Raw genomic sequence first — 14,839 nt, forward strand, 5'->3', positions numbered from 1 at the left:
GTCTTCCAATAGGCGACGGCGCGGTCCCAGGCTTCGCCGGTCGGGGCAAGCGGGCGACCCTTGAGATAGTCGAAGGTCTTCTGGTCGGGCGCGATCAGCCCCGAGCGCGCGCCGCCCTCGATCGACATGTTGGAGATGGTGAGCCGCCCCTCGATCGAGAGGTTGCGGATCACCTCGCCGGTGAATTCGATGACATAGCCGGTGCCGCCGGCCGCGCCGATCTTGCCGATGATCGCCAGCACCACGTCCTTGGCACTGACGCCGTGGCCGAGCGTGCCGTCGACGCGAACTTCCATCGTCTTCGATTGCTTGAGCAGCAGCGTCTGCGTGGCGAGCACATGCTCGACCTCGCTGGTGCCGATGCCGAAGGCCAGCGCGCCCAGCGCGCCATGCGCCGAAGTGTGGCTGTCGCCGCAGACCAGCGTGGTGCCGGGCAGCGTGAAACCCTGTTCGGGCCCGACGACATGGACGATCCCCTGCCGCGCATCGAGCGCATCGATATAGGGCACGCCGAACTCGGCGACGTTACCGCGCAGCGCCGAGAGCTGGCCCGCGCTAGCCGGGTCGGCGATCGGCAGCGGATTGCCCGCAGTGTCGACGCGCGGGGTGGTCGGCAGGTTGTGGTCGGGCACCGCGAGGGTAAGGTCGGGGCGGCGCACCTTGCGACCGGCCGCGCGAAGGCCGGCAAAGGCCTGCGGGCTGGTGACTTCGTGGACGAGGTGCCGATCGATATAGATCAGGCAGGTGCCATCGTCCCGGCGCTCGACGACATGGTCGGCCCAGATCTTCTCGTACAGGGTGCGCGGTTCACTCGACATGCGCGCGCTTTAATCGAATCGTGCGCGGATGCAAGGTTCGGGGACATTTTCTGCCGTCGCGCCCCAGGGCGCTCGACGCGCTCTTTCGATCGCATGGCGCTCCCGGTGCGGGCGGGTCGATGGCCATGCCGGTGAACCATCGACCCGCCCGGAAGCGTCTTTGGGGGACGCTGGAGCATTTTTGGGGAATGCTCCGGGTGCCTTCAACGTTGCAGGCTGCGTGCCAGTTTCGGGAACGCACGGCATTGTGCGGGGTGCGATGGTGAAACGCGGTTAACCGTGCCACGCGGGTGTAAATTCTCCCGACGGTTTGGCTGCGGCGGGTGTGGTTCATCTGGCATTCAGTGCCTTGACTACAGACGTAATCGGAGCGATTACACGCGTAGTCAGTGAGGGGTGTATGACCGAGCGAATCAGCGAAGCCGAACATGCGGTGATGGAAGTGCTCTGGGAAGAGTCGCCGCTCACTGCGCAGGAGGTGGCCGAGCGCGTGCCCGCCGATCGCGACTGGAGCGCCAACACGGTCAAGACCCTGCTCGGGCGGCTGCTCGCCAAGAACGTCATCGCGCATGAGGAAGAGGGGCGGCGCTACCGCTATCGTCCGCTCGTCGCGCGCGGCGATTATGTCGTGGGCGAGTCGCGCAAGCTGATCGACCGACTGTTCGGCGGCCGGCTGACGCCGCTGGTGGCGCATCTGGCGGAACGCGACGCCATCACCGATCAGGACATCGCTGAAATCGAAGCTCTCCTGAAGGAGCTGAAGCAATGATCGGATGGTGGATCGAAACCCTGCTGGCGAGCACGCTGCTGATGCTGCTCGCGCTGGCTCTGCGCGGACCCGTGCGCAACGCGTTCGGGCCGCAGCTCGCCTATGCGCTGTGGGTGCTGCCCGCCGCGCGGATGCTGCTGCCGCCGCTGCCGGGGCAATGGCATCTGAGCCAATGGCTCGCACCGCTCACTCGCAACGCGGCCGAGGCGCCGCCGGTGGCGATGGGCCTGCTCAATCCCGACACGCTTCCGGCGACGATCGAACCGAGTGCGGTCGTCACCATCGACCTCGGCGCCGGCGGCCATCCTCTGCCCGCAGCACTGGTCGCGCCGACGCCGGTGGCCGACGGGCTGAACGTCACGCTGCTGCTGCTCGCGCTGTGGGGCGCAGGCGCGCTGCTGTTCCTCGCCTATCATCTGGTCGCCCATCGCCGCTTCTGCCGCCATCTGCTGTCGCGGGCGCGGGTCGATCGCACCGTGGCGCAGGGGCGGGTGCGGGTGATCGAGACCGATGCCGCGCACGGGCCGCTCGCCTTCGGCATCTTCCGCAAATACGTCGCCTTTCCGCGCGACTTTTCCGAGCGCTATGACGAGGTCGAACGCGATCTCGCGCTGGCCCACGAACTCGGCCACCATCTGCGCGGCGACCTGATCGCCAACTGGATCGCGCTGATCGTGCTGGCCGCCCATTGGTTCAATCCGGTCGCATGGCGGGCGTTCCGCGCCTTCCGCGCCGACCAGGAAATGGCCTGCGACGCCCTGGTGCTCGCCGGCCGCGCCCAGGCACTGCGCCATGCCTATGGCCGTGCGATCGTCAAGTCAGCGCATGGGGGCGCGGTCTCGGCGGCTTGTCACCTCCACACCATAAACGACGTCAAAGGGAGATTGCGCATGCTCTCGATCCACCGGAAGCTTTCCCCCATCCGCATCGGCGCGGGGCTGGCCGGGATCACCACCGTGTCGCTCGCCGCGCTGGCGCTGACCGCCTCGGGCAGCCAAGCCGCCGAGCGGATCCGCGATAAGGTGAGCGGGGCCATCCAGGCGCAGGACGTGCCGGTGGCACCCGTCGCGCCGGCAGCACCCGCGGCGCCGGCCGCGCCCGGTGCCCCCGCCGCGCCGCCCGCACCCCCGGCGCCGCCGGCCCCGGCTGCACCTGCGGTGCCCGAAGGCCCGACCGGCAAGCATCGTGTCGTCCGCATCGATCGCTCGGCGACCGGCGGGCACGCCATCAAGAAGATGGTCATCGTCCGGCAGGACGGGAAGCAGCAGGAAATCACCATGCCGGACATGGTGGCGATCCAGGCGAGCATCCCCGAGATCCGCAACGGCAGCTGTGGCAAGGGCAACGCGTCCACCGTCGAACATCGTGACGAGGGCGGCAAGCAGGTGATGATCATTTGCAGCGATCGCATCGCCGCGATGAGCGCCAGCGCGGCCCAAATGGCGATGCACGGCAAGGCCATGGCGATGAACACCAAGCAGATGGCGATGAACAGCGCGCTGATGAGCCTGCAGCACGCCCGCCGCACGATCGAGGTGCAGTCGAGCCTGAGCCCCCGGCAGCGTGCCGAAGCGCTGAAGGGCATCGACGAGGCGCTCGCCGAACTGCGCGACGACGCCAAGGACGACAGCGACGATTGAGTGTGGCGCGCCGCCGCAACGTCTCACGGCGGCGTGCTCGGCGGGACCGGTCGACTCCTTCGCGGCCGGTCCCGCTCCTCTTGCATCTTGCCCTCGACGCCTTGCTCTCGGGCGGCGAATGCCCAAATGCACCATCATGACCGATGACGCGCCCACGGGCCTGGCGATGACGCTCGAACCGCTGGTGGTGCGGGTGCTGGCGAACAATCCGTCGCCCTTCACCAACACGGGTACCCAGACCTATCTGGTCGGCACCACCGACGTGGCGGTGATCGATCCCGGCCCGGACGACGCCGAGCACCTCGCCGCGCTGCTGGCGGCGATCGGCGGGCGGCCCGTGCGCGCGATCCTGTGCACCCATACCCATCGCGACCACAGCCCCGCGGCGCCGGCCCTGAAAGCGGCGACGGGCGCGCCGATCATCGGCTGTGCGCCGCTGGTGCTCGACGATGCCGGTCCGCGTGCGGACGCCGCGTTCGACACCGGCTATGCCCCCGATCGGGTGCTGGCGGATGGCGAGCAGGTGGCGGGGCAGGGCTGGACGCTGACGTCGGTGGCGACGCCGGGCCACACCTCCAACCATCTCTGCTTCGCGCTGGAGGAAAGTGGCGCGCTGTTCACCGGCGATCATGTAATGGGCTGGTCGACCACGGTGGTGGCGCCGCCCGACGGCAACATGGCGGCCTATATGGCCAGCCTCGACACGCTGATGGCCCGCGTGCAGGACCGGATCTATTACCCGGCGCATGGCGACGCGATCGAGCGGCCGCAGCGCTTCGTGCGCGGGCTGGCCGGGCACCGCAAGCAGCGCGAGGGGCAGATCGTGCGGCTGCTGGCGGAGGGCGTCGGCGCGGTGCCGGCGATGGTGGCGCGGATGTATGTCGGGCTCGATCCGCAGCTGCACGGCGCGGCAGGGCGATCGGTACTCGCCCATCTGCTCGACCTGCAGGCACGCGGGCGGGTCGCCGCGGCAGACGACAGCTGGCAGCTGCTCCCCGCGTAACGCTCCGAAACGTGTATAGTAGAAGTGCGCTTGATTGTAGAATCTTCAAAGTAGAGTTATACCCTGCCCAAATTGGAGGGGTAGGTAATGGTAACGATTGTGCAGGCGCCGCTTCGGGTGCGCGCCGGGGACACGCGTTTCTTTCTGATAATGGCGTTCGTCATGGGTGCCATCGACGTCGCCGGATTCTCGCTCAACCTGGCGGCGGGGCGATCGAGCTTCGCGGTGCCGCTGATCTTCCACCTCCACGCCTTCGTCTTTTTCGGCTGGATCGTGTTGTACATCGCGCAGAACCTGCTGGTCGATGGCGGGTCGGTGGCGCTGCATCGGCGGCTGGGCTGGGTGGCGCTGTTCGGGGTGCCGCTGATGGTGGTGCTCGGCACGCTGATGACCGTGCTGTCGGTGCAGCGCGGCGCGCCTTTCTTCTTCGACGTCCGCCAGTTCCTGATCAGCAATCCATTGCAACTGCTGCTGTTCGCCGGCTTCGTCGGGGCCGCGCTGGTGCTGCGGCGGCAGACCAGCTGGCACCGCCGGCTGATGTATTGCGGCATGGCTGTCCTCTGCGGCCCCGGCCTTGGGCGGCTGCTGCCGATGCCCTTGCTCATCCCCTATGCCTGGTGGGTGACTCTGGTCGTCGTGCTGGTGTTGCTGGTGATCGGCGCGATCGCCGACCAGCGCCGCGCAGGCCGCGTCCACCCCGCCTGGCTGTGGGGAATCGGGCTAATGCTCGTGGTGCAGCTGATCGCCGACGCGATCGCGTTCAGCCCGGTGGGTACCGCCTTCACCCGCAGCATTACCGCCGGCACCGCCGGCAGCCATCGCCCGATCACGCCCGCCTTCCCTTGATCCCGCGGCGCGACCGGGCCATGTGGCGGGCGTACAATGGGAGTTTTGGGAATGGACGCGCGCAACGGCATCGGCGGCAGCCTCAGCGGACTCGATCTCCGCGCCGAGATCGAGCGGCTGCGTAAAGAACGCAACGCCGTCATTCTGGCGCATTACTACCAGAAGCCCGAGCTGCAGGACCTGGCCGATTTCGTCGGCGACAGCCTCGACCTCAGCCGCAAGGCGGCCGAGACCGACGCGGACGTGATCGCCTTTTGCGGCGTGCGCTTCATGGCGGAGACCGCCAAGATCCTCTCGCCCGACAAGATCGTCGTGCTGCCCGACATGGATGCCGGCTGCAGCCTGGAAGACAGCTGCCCGCCCGATCAGTTCGCCGCCTTCCGGGCGAAGCACCCCGATCACATCGCGCTGACCTATATCAACTGCTCGACCGAGGTGAAGGCGCTGAGCGACATCATCGTCACCAGCTCCTCGGCCGAAAAGATCCTCGCCCAGATCCCGGCGGACCAGAAGATCATCTTCGGCCCGGATCGCAATCTGGGTGGCTATCTCCAGCGCAAGACCGGGCGCGAGCTGCTGCTGTGGCCGGGCGTGTGCATCGTCCACGAAGCGTTCAGCGAGACCGAGCTGCTCAAGCTCAAGGCCGAGCATCCCGGCGCGCCGATCGCCGCGCATCCCGAATGCCCGGCCTATATCCTCGATCACGCCGATTATGTCGGCTCGACCAAGGGCATTCTCGACTTCTCCAAGACGATGCCCGGCGACACGCTGATTGTCGCGACCGAGCCGCACATCATCCACCAGATGCAGAAGGCGATGCCGGAGAAGAACTTCATCGGCGCGCCGGGGGCGGACGGCAACTGCAATTGCAACATCTGCCCGTACATGGCGCTCAACACGATGGAGAAGCTCTACCTCGCGCTGCGCGACCTGAGCCCCAGGATCGAGATCGAGGAGGGGCTGCGCGTACAGGCGAAGAAGAGCCTCGACCGCATGCTGGATCTGGCCAGCGGCACCGTTGGGCAGGGCGATCTGGGGCCGGTGCCCGCCTGATCGGCTAGCCGCGACCGTCGGAAAGCAGCGCCCCGAGCCGCGCTGCCGTGCTTGCGATGCCGAGATTGGGGATCCGCCGGCGTCGCGTTGCCGCAACCGGCGGCGCGGGCACGGGGCGGCGCGCTGCATGGCCGTCCCGGATCGCGACGAGGATCGGGGCTTCCTCCAGCGCCATCGCTCTTGCCGCCGCGCGTGCAAAGCCGATTGCATAGATCGGCGCGCCGCAGCAATCGAACCGGGCGGATTCGAGCGCGATCAGATGGTTGCGGCCGATGCAGGTGCGGTCGGCGAGCTGCTCGAGCGACCATCCCAACGCTTCGCGGCGGTCCCGCAGCGCTACCGCGGCGACAATCCAGCACTCGGGCCAGGTTCCGGCCCCATTTTCCGGCAGCATCATCTGTTTCATTTTGATACAGCGACCTCGGCTACGTCGACCAGCGCATTGATCTGGGCTAATAACGATTCGCTACTTTTGGATTACTCATTCTGGGTGGGGTGAATGAGTACTTGTGTTATTTTTCCCGCTGGGGCCGATTTTGCCGATGCAGGATATGATCCGATCCGCGCCTGTCGTCGATCGCAAGCAGATGGCGATGCCGCATGGCAGGCTGATCGCGCGGCTGATCGCGGCGCTGGAGACGACGATGGTCGCGGCCGGCGTTCGCGCGCTGGACGGCGACTTGGATCGGGCGATCATCTTCATGGTGGTGGCGCGCGCGAGCGAGATGCTGTCGCCGCACGGTGCCGGCCATGCCCGCGGCGATGGGCGCGGTGCCAAGGCGATCAGCATCAACGCGCTGGCGGCCTCGCTCGGCCGCCCCTTCGAGACAATGCGGCGCCATATCCATGCACTGTGCGCGGCGGGCCTGTGCGAGCGCGGGCCTGCCGGGGTAACGGTGCCGCAGGCGGTGCATGCCCGTCCCGAGATCGTCGCGCTGTTCCGCGGCAACCATGATGCGCTGGTCGCGATGGTCGAGGACCTGCGCAGCTTCGGCGTCACCCTGCCGGAGACGCGCGCGCATGTCGGCTATGATTGGCATACCGGGCTTGCCGCCGCGCACGACGTGCTGCTGACCGGCATCGAGTTTCACGCCCACCGCTTTCATTCCTGGACCGACCTGGTGCTGGCCAATGCGATCCTGTGCGCCAATGCGCGGCCGTTCACCGAAAATCGCGATCTGGCGCTTGCCTATGCCGAGTTCGGCACCTCGCCGCCGGATACCTTGCGCCAGCCGGTCTCGACCGGATCGGTGGCGCGGGCGCTGGGTCTGCCGCCCTCGACCGCGCATCGCCGCGTCGCCGCAATGATCGAGAGCGGCTGCCTCGCCCGCCGCGCGCGGGGGGTGGTGCTCACTGAAAAGGCGCTGACCGACCCGGAGCGGATCGAGGAACACCGGACGAGCATGCTCCACGTCCGCCAGATCCTGATCCGCCTCGCCGCCGGGGGCTTCCGCTTCGACCAGCCCGCCGCCAACTATCTCGACGGACGGCCGGCACCGCTGCAGATCGCGTAGACGCGCGCGGCCGGGGATTCTACAGCCCGGCCATGACCTTCGCGCTCCCCGGTTTCGATTGCGACTCGTTCGTCCGCGCCACGCTGGCCGAGGATCTCGGCCCCGGCGGTGACATCACCGCGGCCGCGGTGATCCCCGCCGAGGCGCGCTTCGAAGGCGTGATGGACAGCCGCGACCCGATCACCGTCGCCGGGCTCCCCATCGCCGAGGCGTTCTTCCGCGCGCTCGATCCCGAGGTGGAGGTCGAACGGCTGGTCGAGGACGGCGCGCAGGTCGCGCCGGGGACCGCGTTGCTGCGGCTGCGGGGAAAGGCGCGGGCGATGCTTACCGCCGAGCGCTCGGCGCTCAACACCGTCCAGCATCTCAGCGGGATCGCGACGATGACGCGCAGCTATGTCGATGCGATCGACGGCATCGGCGCGACGTTGCTCGATACGCGCAAGACGCTGCCGGGGCTGCGCGTGTTGGAGAAATACGCGACCCGCATGGGCGGCGCGACCAACCATCGCATGGGCCTGTGGGATGCGGCGATGATCAAGGACAACCATGTCGCCGTCGCCGGATCGGTCGAGGCGGCGGTGGCGCGCGCGGTGGCGGCGGGAATCGAACGGATCATCGTCGAGGTCGACCGGATCGACCAGATCGCGCCCGCGCTCGGCGCCGGCGCGACGCATCTGCTGCTCGACAATATGGGCCCGGCGATGCTGCGCGCGGCGGTGGCGCTAGTCGCCGGCCGGGTGCCGACCGAGGCTTCGGGCGGGGTGCGGCTCGACACGATCCGCGCGATCGCCGAAAGCGGCGTCACCTATGTCAGCGTCGGCCGGCTGACCCAGTCGGCCCCGGCGGCCGATATCGGCCTCGATTTCGCGAGCGTGTGAGGGAGATGGGGATGAAGGCGATTCTGGGAGGCTTCGGCGTCATTGCGGCGCTGGTGCCGGGTGCGGCGCTCGCGCAGGCGCAGATGTGCACGGCGCCGAGCAAGGTCGAGCGGCCGCTGCCCGACCTGCCCAGCGCCAAGGAGCCGCAGCGGATCCTGCCGATCGGCAGCTACACGCTGGCGCTCACCTGGGCGCCGGGCTTCTGCCGCGCGCATGGCGACGAGCCGGGCAAGGCGTTCCAGTGCGGCGGCACCAACCGCTTCGGCTTCACCCTGCACGGGCTGTGGCCCGACGGGCGCGGCAAGCTGTGGCCGCAATATTGCAAGGCAACCCCGATCCTGCCGCCCGCGCTGATCCGCAAGACGATGTGCGCGACCCCTTCCGAGCAGCTGATCCAGCACGAATGGGCCAAGCACGGCACCTGCATGAAAACGACGCCCGAGGCCTATTTCCAGCGCTCGACGAGCCTGTACCGGGCAATCCGCTATCCGGACATGGAGACGCTGGCGCAGGGCCCGCTGACCGTTGGCGACTTCAAGCGCGCCTTCGCGGCGAAGAACCGGGCGATCCCGGCAAGCGCGATCCGGGTGACGACGACTCGCGAGGGCTGGCTGGACGAATTGTGGCTCTGCCTCGACACACGCTTCCGCTATCGTCACTGCGAGGCGGGGACCGGCGGGGCCGCGGATGATGCGGCGCTGAAGATCTGGCGGGGAGCGAAGGCATGACCTTGGAGCGGCGCAGCTTCCTGGCGGGTGCTGCCGCGCTGAGTGTCGCCGCGCCGGCCGCTGCCGCTGCGCCGGCGGGGCCGATGTACGGCATGGTCGGCAAGATGACGGCAAAGCCCGGCATGCGCGATGCGCTGGCGGCGATCCTGGTTGAAGGCACGGCGGCGATGCCCGGATGCCTGAGCTATGTCGTGGCGAACGATGCGAGCGATGCCGACCTGCTGTGGATCACCGAGGTGTGGGAGTCGAAGGCGGCGCATGCGGGTTCGCTCGCGCTGCCGGCCGTACGTGCCGCCATCGCCAAGGGGCGGCCGATGATCGCCGCGATGGAGACGGTTGCGGAGACGGCGCCCGTGGGTGGTGCGGGGTTGCGGTAGCGTAAGCCTCTCCGCCAAGGAGGAAGGGGTTTAGCTCGTCCGCTCACCCCTCGATCACTACGCTCGCCGGGTGGTGCTTGTCGAGGTAGCGCTTGATCAGTCGCACATTGCGGGTGTTCGAGCGGAAGAAGAAATCGGGCACCGCGCCGACGAAGGGGATCATCCCCAGCGCCCAGTCGACGCCGATATTGCCCGCCATGCGCGCGATCGTCCGCTTCGGCATGCCCAGATTTCGGGCTTCCCAGGCAAGATAGGCGCCCATCGCCGCGGCGATGCTGGGGCCGACCGCCGGCACGAAATCGAGCAGCACGTCCAGCCCCACCTTGCGGCGCGTGCCGGGGATGGTGACGATGCCTTCCAGCAGATGCTCCATCGCCTCGATCCGCTGGCGCACCGCCGCGGCATCGGTGCCGATCGGCAGCCTCTGTGCGAAACCCTCATTCAACCGTGTCGCCCGTGCCATTCCCTGACCTCACTGCTTGCGCAGGTGGTTCAACGGGTGCCAGGCGCGCGCGTTCCCCTGCCAATTGGACAGGCGCAGCGCGACGATCGACCAGCGCAGCGGCTGGGCGAGCGGAATGAAGGCAACGTCGCTCGCCAGCATCGCATCGGCCTCGGCGATGCGATGGGTGCGGTTGTAGAGATCGGGCGCGTCGCGCGCCGCGGCGATCAGCGTCGCAGTGTCCTCCGAACAGGCGCGGCAGGCGTTCGCCAGATACCAGCGGCCGCTGTCATAGGGCGCCACGTCGTCGACCAGCGCGAGATCGGCGCGCGGATCGCCCAGGCCGACGCGGTGCGGGGTGAGGCCGACGGCGATCAGCGCGGAGGCGAGATGGCCCCAGAGCAGCGTTGCGCCCGCGCCGGAGGGCAATGCGAGGGTGATTTCCACCGGCCCGGGATGCACCGCCTGCCATTCGCGCACCCGCTGCCTGGCGAGCGCGCGGCGCTGGTCTGGCGCGACCGTCATCCAGCTGCCGGGGGCAGGGGGCGCGGCGGAGTCCATCTGCGCGGGCAGGATCGTCTCGGCTGCGGACCAATCGGGGGCGATCGCCTTGGTGATCGCGCTGCGATCGAACGCCATCGCGATGGCGGCACGGTTCTGCGGGGTGGAGAGGAAGCCCTCGCGATGCAGCATCGCCAGCCCGAACAGGCCCAAGGCGGAATCCAGCCGGACATTCTCGGGCGCGATTCCTGCCGCCTCGATGATCGGCCAATCCGCCAGTGATCCGCCAAGTACCAGATCGGACGCACCGGCGCGGAAGCGGGCGATGGCCGCGGCGGCGCGTTCGCCGCGCAGCCGTACATATTCCTGCGGCGTCGGTGCCGCCCTGGGGCCCTCGCCGGGCTCCTCCGCCGGACGCAGCAACAGCCCGTCGCGCTTGCCCGCCACGATGCGGAAGGGACCCGACCCGGCAAAATTGCGGCCGCGGAACACCGCCATTTCGGGCTGGGCGAACAGGTTGAGCAGATCGGGGCGGGGGCTCTTCAGCCGGACCTCGATCACCTGCGGGGTCATCTCGACGATCTCGTCGATCACCGCGAGATAGGGGGCGAGCCGGCTCTTCGTATTGGCCGCGACCGCGCGGCGCAGCACGCGGACGATCTCGCCGGCGGTGACCGGCTGGCCATCGGGCCAGGTCGCCTCGCCCAGCCGGAAGATATAGCTCCGCGCATCGTCGAACACCGCCCAGCGCTCGGCCAGCGCCGGCTCGATCTGGCCGGTACGATCGAAGCGGACCAGTCCCTGCGCAGTGGCTGCCAGCGCAACCGCCTGCGCCGTGTCGAGGGCGGTGGTGCCGGGATCGACCAGCAGCGCATCGCTGCCGATCGCGCTGACCACCACCGGCGTCGTGTCCTTGCGCTGGCCCGCGGGCCCGCCGCACGCGGTGGCGGTGAGCAGCAGGGCAAAAACGGGCAGGCGCAGGCGTGGCATCGGCGGGTCCCTGGCGGCGAAACCCAAGCTCTATGGGAGCACGCCCGTGCTGCCAACCCCGGTGGCTTCCGCGCAGGGGGTCCGAGGCCTATCAGGTGCTTATGGCATCGAATCGGCTCCATTCGAACCCGCTCACGGCGCTGGCGATCACGCTGGCGCTGCGCGGCTATCTGGCGGCGCGGACGGTGGGCTGGTTCGTCACCCGGCCGCAGACGCGCGGGGTGCGGGCGATCGCGGTGACGCCGACGGGCCAGGTGATCCTCGTCCGGCACAGCTATATCCCGGGCTGGCACCTGCCGGGCGGCGGGCATGAGGGTGGCGAGACTGCCGAACAGGCAGCGTTGCGCGAGCTTCGCGAGGAAGCCGGCATGTTGTCGCATGGCGCGGTGCGCGTACTCGGCACGCTGCAGCACCGCCCCAATTTCCGCCGCGATACGGTGACGATCGCGCTGGTGGAGCAGGTAGAATTCGCCTTCCGTCCCTCGCTGGAGATCGTCGAAGCGGGCGCCTTCGATCTGGATGCCTTGCCCGAGGGCGTCACCGCCGGCACCGTCCGCCGCCTCGCCGAGTGGCGCGAGGGGCTTCCGGTGGCGAAGGACTGGTAAGCGCGGGCTCTGCCCAATTCCCGGATGCGACAAGGTCCAGGCACCGGCTGCGATGCCGATTCCCTGGCCTTTTCAGCGTGGTACAAGCCCATGCTGGTGCGGACGGCGGGACTCGAACCCGCACGCCTCGAAAGGCAGAAGATTTTAAGTCTCCGGCGTCTACCGATTCCGCCACGTCCGCGTGGGCGGCAGGCAAGACGCTGCCGCACGCCGCGTGTCAAGCGCGCATCACATGTTGAGGCGAATGCGCATCTCCTTGCCGGGCTTGAAGTAGGGGACGCGCTTGGCATCCACTTCCACGGACTCGCCGGTTCGCGGGTTGCGACCCACGCGGGCATCGCGCGCGCGCGTCGAAAATGCACCGAAGCCGCGCAGTTCGACGCGACCATCTTCACTCAGTCGGCCGACGATCTCGTCGAAGAAGATCGAGACGATCTTTTCGACTTCCCGGACCGAAAGGCCCGGATTTTCCTGCACCAGCAATTGAACCAACTCAGACCGGATCATCCGGGCCCCTCCCTTGGCGAAACGCGCCCCCCAATGGCCGCGCAACGGCTATCCCCAAGGAAAGCTTAGCGCTTTTTCCCAATCTGCAGCAACCAGAAGATGTGGCTGATGCGGTCCTAAAATCAAAAAAGAAGGGCCCGGGAACCGCTTGCGCGGCGCCCGAGCCCCTCTTCAGGTCGAAAGATTAGTTGTTCTGGCTGCGGGCCTTGAGGGCCTCACCCAGAATGTCGCCCAGCGACGCGCCCGAGTCGGACGAGCCATATTGCTGCACGGCCTGCTTCTCTTCGGCGATCTGCATCGCCTTGACCGAGAAGGTCGGCTTCTTCGAACGATCGAAGCCGGTGACCATCGCATCGAACTTCTGGCCGACCTGGAAACGCTCCGGACGCTGCTCGTCGCGGTCGCGGCCGAGGTCGGTGCGCTTGATGAAGCCGGTCGCGCCATCGTCGCCAACCTGCACTTCGAGGCCCGCGTCGCGGACTTCGAGGACGGTGACGGTGACGACCGAGTTCTTGCCGAGACGATCGGCACCACCGGTCGAACCGGCAGCGGCGACGCCGCCACGCTCAAGCTGCTTCATGCCGAGCGAGATGCGCTCCTTGTCGGCTTCGACGGCCAGAACGATCGCGGTGACGGTCTCACCCTTGCGGTGCAGCGCCAGCGCGTCTTCCCCCGAGATGCCCCAGGCGATGTCCGACATGTGGACCATGCCGTCGACGTCGTTGTCCAGGCCGATGAACAGGCCGAACTCGGTGGCGTTCTTGACTTCGCCCTCGACGGTCGAACCGACCGGGTGCTCTTCGGCGAACTTTTCCCACGGATTCTGCTGGGCCTGCTTGAGGCCGAGCGAGATGCGGCGCTTTTCCTGATCGACCTCGAGCACGACGACTTCGACTTCCTGCGAGGTCGAGACGATCTTGCCCGGATGGACGTTCTTCTTGGTCCAGCTCATTTCCGAAACGTGGACCAGGCCCTCGATGCCGGCTTCCAGCTCGACGAACGCACCATATTCGGTGATGTTGGTCACACGGCCCGACAGCTTGGCGCCAACCGGATACTTTGCGCTCGCGCCATCCCACGGATCGCTCTCGAGCTGCTTCATGCCCAGCGAGATGCGCTGCGTGTCGCGGTTGATGCGGATGATCTGAACGCGGACGGTGTCGCCGATGTTCAGCACTTCCGACGGGTGGTTGACGCGCTTGTAGCTGAGGTCGGTGACGTGCAGCAGGCCGTCGATGCCGCCCAGGTCGACGAACGCACCGTAATCGGTGATGTTCTTGACGACGCCGTCGATCACCTGGCCCTCGGCGAGGCTCTGGATCAGGCCCGAGCGCTGCTCGGCGCGGGTTTCCTCGAGCACCGCGCGACGCGACACGACGATGTTGCCGCGCTTGCGGTCCATCTTGAGGATCTGGAAGGGCTGGGCGATGTCCATCAGCGGGGTGACGTCACGCACCGGACGGATGTCGACCTGGCTGCCCGGCAGGAAGGCCACGGCGCCGTTGAGGTCGACGGTGAAGCCGCCCTTGACGCGGCCGAAGATGACGCCTTCGACGCGGGTGTTCTGGGCGAATTCCGCCTCGAGCTTGTCCCAGGCGGCTTCGCGGCGGGCGCGGTCGCGGCTGAGCATCGCTTCGCCGTTCGCGTTCTCGACGCGGTCGACATAGACTTCGACTTCGTCGCCGACCTTGAGGTCCGCCTTCTGGCCGGGGGCTGCGAATTCGCGCAGCGGCACGCGGCCTTCGGACTTGAGGCCGACGTCGATGACGGCGAGGTCGTTCTCGATGCCGGTGACGGTGCCGATCACGACGCGGCCTTCAAAGCCGTCCGCCTGACCGAAGGTTTCGTCGAGCAGTGCCGCGAAATCGTCGCGGGATGGGGTTGCCGTAGTGGCCATAGAAAAGAGGTTCCTAACGTTCGTTTTTCCGGCCAGCCGGTTGGGTCCGGCGGTCTTGAGGGCCAGAATCGCCGCGGCGGCCGAATGCCGGTCGCGACATCCGTCGGTCGGGTTCAGGCGGGGGACGGCCGAGACGCGTCTAAACGCGAAAAGGGCGCATGGAAGCTAGGCTCCCAGCGCCATCCCCCACGAGCACCCGTCCGCAGGATGCGCGCGCCTTACTGCGGATGGGGTGGAAACGCAAGTTTTTCGGCAGATCCTGCTCCTCCCC

General features: G+C 67.9%; 16 protein-coding genes and 1 tRNA gene. 10 read left to right on the forward strand and 7 right to left on the reverse strand.

The features are described 5' to 3' along the window. Positions 1-818, reverse strand: an 818-nt coding sequence (locus CA234_RS02515; RefSeq protein ID WP_241213187.1) for an aconitase family protein, incomplete at its 3' end; no start/stop codon positions are given. 400 nt (positions 819-1,218) lie between these two features. Between CA234_RS02515 and CA234_RS02520 the strand changes: the two genes are divergently transcribed. From CA234_RS02520 to nadA, 5 genes are all read left to right on the forward strand, one after another. Further along, entirely contained in the window at positions 1,219-1,587 is a 369-nt protein-coding gene (locus tag CA234_RS02520; protein ID WP_126000786.1) for a BlaI/MecI/CopY family transcriptional regulator, read from the forward strand. Next, complete coding sequence (locus tag CA234_RS02525) at positions 1,584-3,227, forward strand: M56 family metallopeptidase (protein WP_125972813.1); 1,644 nt, start codon at positions 1,584-1,586, stop codon at positions 3,225-3,227. Before CA234_RS02520 ends, CA234_RS02525 begins: the two co-directional genes overlap by 4 nt. 136 nt (positions 3,228-3,363) lie before the next feature. Then, positions 3,364-4,230 (forward strand): MBL fold metallo-hydrolase, encoded by an 867-nt coding sequence (locus CA234_RS02530; RefSeq protein ID WP_125972811.1) that lies wholly within the window; start codon positions 3,364-3,366, stop codon positions 4,228-4,230. Positions 4,231-4,317: 87 nt separating this feature from the next. Then, a complete protein-coding gene (locus tag CA234_RS02535; RefSeq protein ID WP_241213189.1) occupies positions 4,318-5,076 on the forward strand; it encodes a hypothetical protein in 759 nt (252 codons plus the stop codon). Positions 5,077-5,127: 51 nt separating this feature from the next. After that, on the forward strand, positions 5,128-6,129 hold the full coding sequence (gene nadA, locus CA234_RS02540) for a quinolinate synthase NadA (RefSeq protein ID WP_125972809.1): 1,002 nt from the start codon (positions 5,128-5,130) through the stop codon (positions 6,127-6,129). Between the two features lie 4 nt (positions 6,130-6,133). On the opposite strand, the gene CA234_RS02545 is transcribed toward nadA, so the two are convergent. Further along, positions 6,134-6,535: a helix-turn-helix transcriptional regulator gene (locus tag CA234_RS02545; protein WP_125972807.1), complete on the reverse strand. Its 402-nt coding sequence runs from the start codon at positions 6,533-6,535 to the stop codon at positions 6,134-6,136. 145 nt (positions 6,536-6,680) lie between these two features. On the opposite strand from CA234_RS02545, the gene CA234_RS02550 reads away from it, so the two are divergent. The 4 genes from CA234_RS02550 to CA234_RS02565 are packed head-to-tail and all read left to right on the forward strand — an operon-like array spanning position 6,681 to position 9,626. Further along, positions 6,681-7,643 carry a helix-turn-helix domain-containing protein gene (locus CA234_RS02550; RefSeq protein WP_241213191.1) on the forward strand — a complete coding sequence of 321 codons (963 nt, stop codon included), beginning with the start codon at positions 6,681-6,683 and terminating at the stop codon, positions 7,641-7,643. Positions 7,644-7,675: 32 nt separating this feature from the next. Then, positions 7,676-8,521: a carboxylating nicotinate-nucleotide diphosphorylase gene (gene nadC / locus CA234_RS02555; RefSeq protein WP_126000787.1), complete on the forward strand. Its 846-nt coding sequence runs from the start codon at positions 7,676-7,678 to the stop codon at positions 8,519-8,521. 11 nt (positions 8,522-8,532) lie between these two features. Next, the gene (locus CA234_RS02560; RefSeq protein ID WP_126000788.1) at positions 8,533-9,249 is read left to right on the forward strand and encodes a ribonuclease T; all 717 of its coding nucleotides are present in this window, start codon (positions 8,533-8,535) and stop codon (positions 9,247-9,249) included. Beyond that, the gene (locus CA234_RS02565) at positions 9,246-9,626 is read left to right on the forward strand and encodes a putative quinol monooxygenase (RefSeq protein ID WP_126000789.1); all 381 of its coding nucleotides are present in this window, start codon (positions 9,246-9,248) and stop codon (positions 9,624-9,626) included. The genes CA234_RS02560 and CA234_RS02565 overlap by 4 nt, the downstream gene beginning before the upstream one ends. Positions 9,627-9,669: 43 nt before the next feature. Here CA234_RS02565 and CA234_RS02570 read toward each other — a convergent pair whose 3' ends face one another. Together CA234_RS02570 and CA234_RS02575 are read right to left on the reverse strand one after the other, a co-directional pair. Beyond that, positions 9,670-10,089: a DUF4112 domain-containing protein gene (locus CA234_RS02570; RefSeq protein ID WP_125972797.1), complete on the reverse strand. Its 420-nt coding sequence runs from the start codon at positions 10,087-10,089 to the stop codon at positions 9,670-9,672. Positions 10,090-10,098: 9 nt separating this feature from the next. Continuing rightward, entirely contained in the window at positions 10,099-11,559 is a 1,461-nt protein-coding gene (locus CA234_RS02575; RefSeq protein WP_125972795.1) for an ABC transporter substrate-binding protein, read from the reverse strand. Between the two features lie 101 nt (positions 11,560-11,660). Here CA234_RS02575 and CA234_RS02580 point away from each other — a divergent pair, with 101 nt between their 5' ends. Beyond that, positions 11,661-12,164: an NUDIX domain-containing protein gene (locus CA234_RS02580; RefSeq protein WP_125972793.1), complete on the forward strand. Its 504-nt coding sequence runs from the start codon at positions 11,661-11,663 to the stop codon at positions 12,162-12,164. Positions 12,165-12,258: 94 nt separating this feature from the next. Here CA234_RS02580 and CA234_RS02585 read toward each other — a convergent pair. The 3 genes from CA234_RS02585 to rpsA all read right to left on the reverse strand — a co-directional run bounded on the left by CA234_RS02585 (position 12,259) and on the right by rpsA (position 14,568). Next, a tRNA-Leu gene (locus CA234_RS02585) sits at positions 12,259-12,345 on the reverse strand. A gap of 47 nt (positions 12,346-12,392) precedes the next feature. Then, the gene (locus CA234_RS02590; RefSeq protein ID WP_066719245.1) at positions 12,393-12,671 is read right to left on the reverse strand and encodes an integration host factor subunit beta; all 279 of its coding nucleotides are present in this window, start codon (positions 12,669-12,671) and stop codon (positions 12,393-12,395) included. A gap of 184 nt (positions 12,672-12,855) precedes the next feature. Continuing rightward, complete coding sequence (gene rpsA / locus CA234_RS02595; RefSeq protein ID WP_121074891.1) at positions 12,856-14,568, reverse strand: 30S ribosomal protein S1; 1,713 nt, start codon at positions 14,566-14,568, stop codon at positions 12,856-12,858. Positions 14,569-14,839: the final 271 nt, after the last annotated feature.

The organism is Sphingomonas sp. ABOLE (genome assembly GCF_003950455.1).
Lineage (GTDB): Bacteria > Pseudomonadota > Alphaproteobacteria > Sphingomonadales > Sphingomonadaceae > Sphingomonas > Sphingomonas trueperi.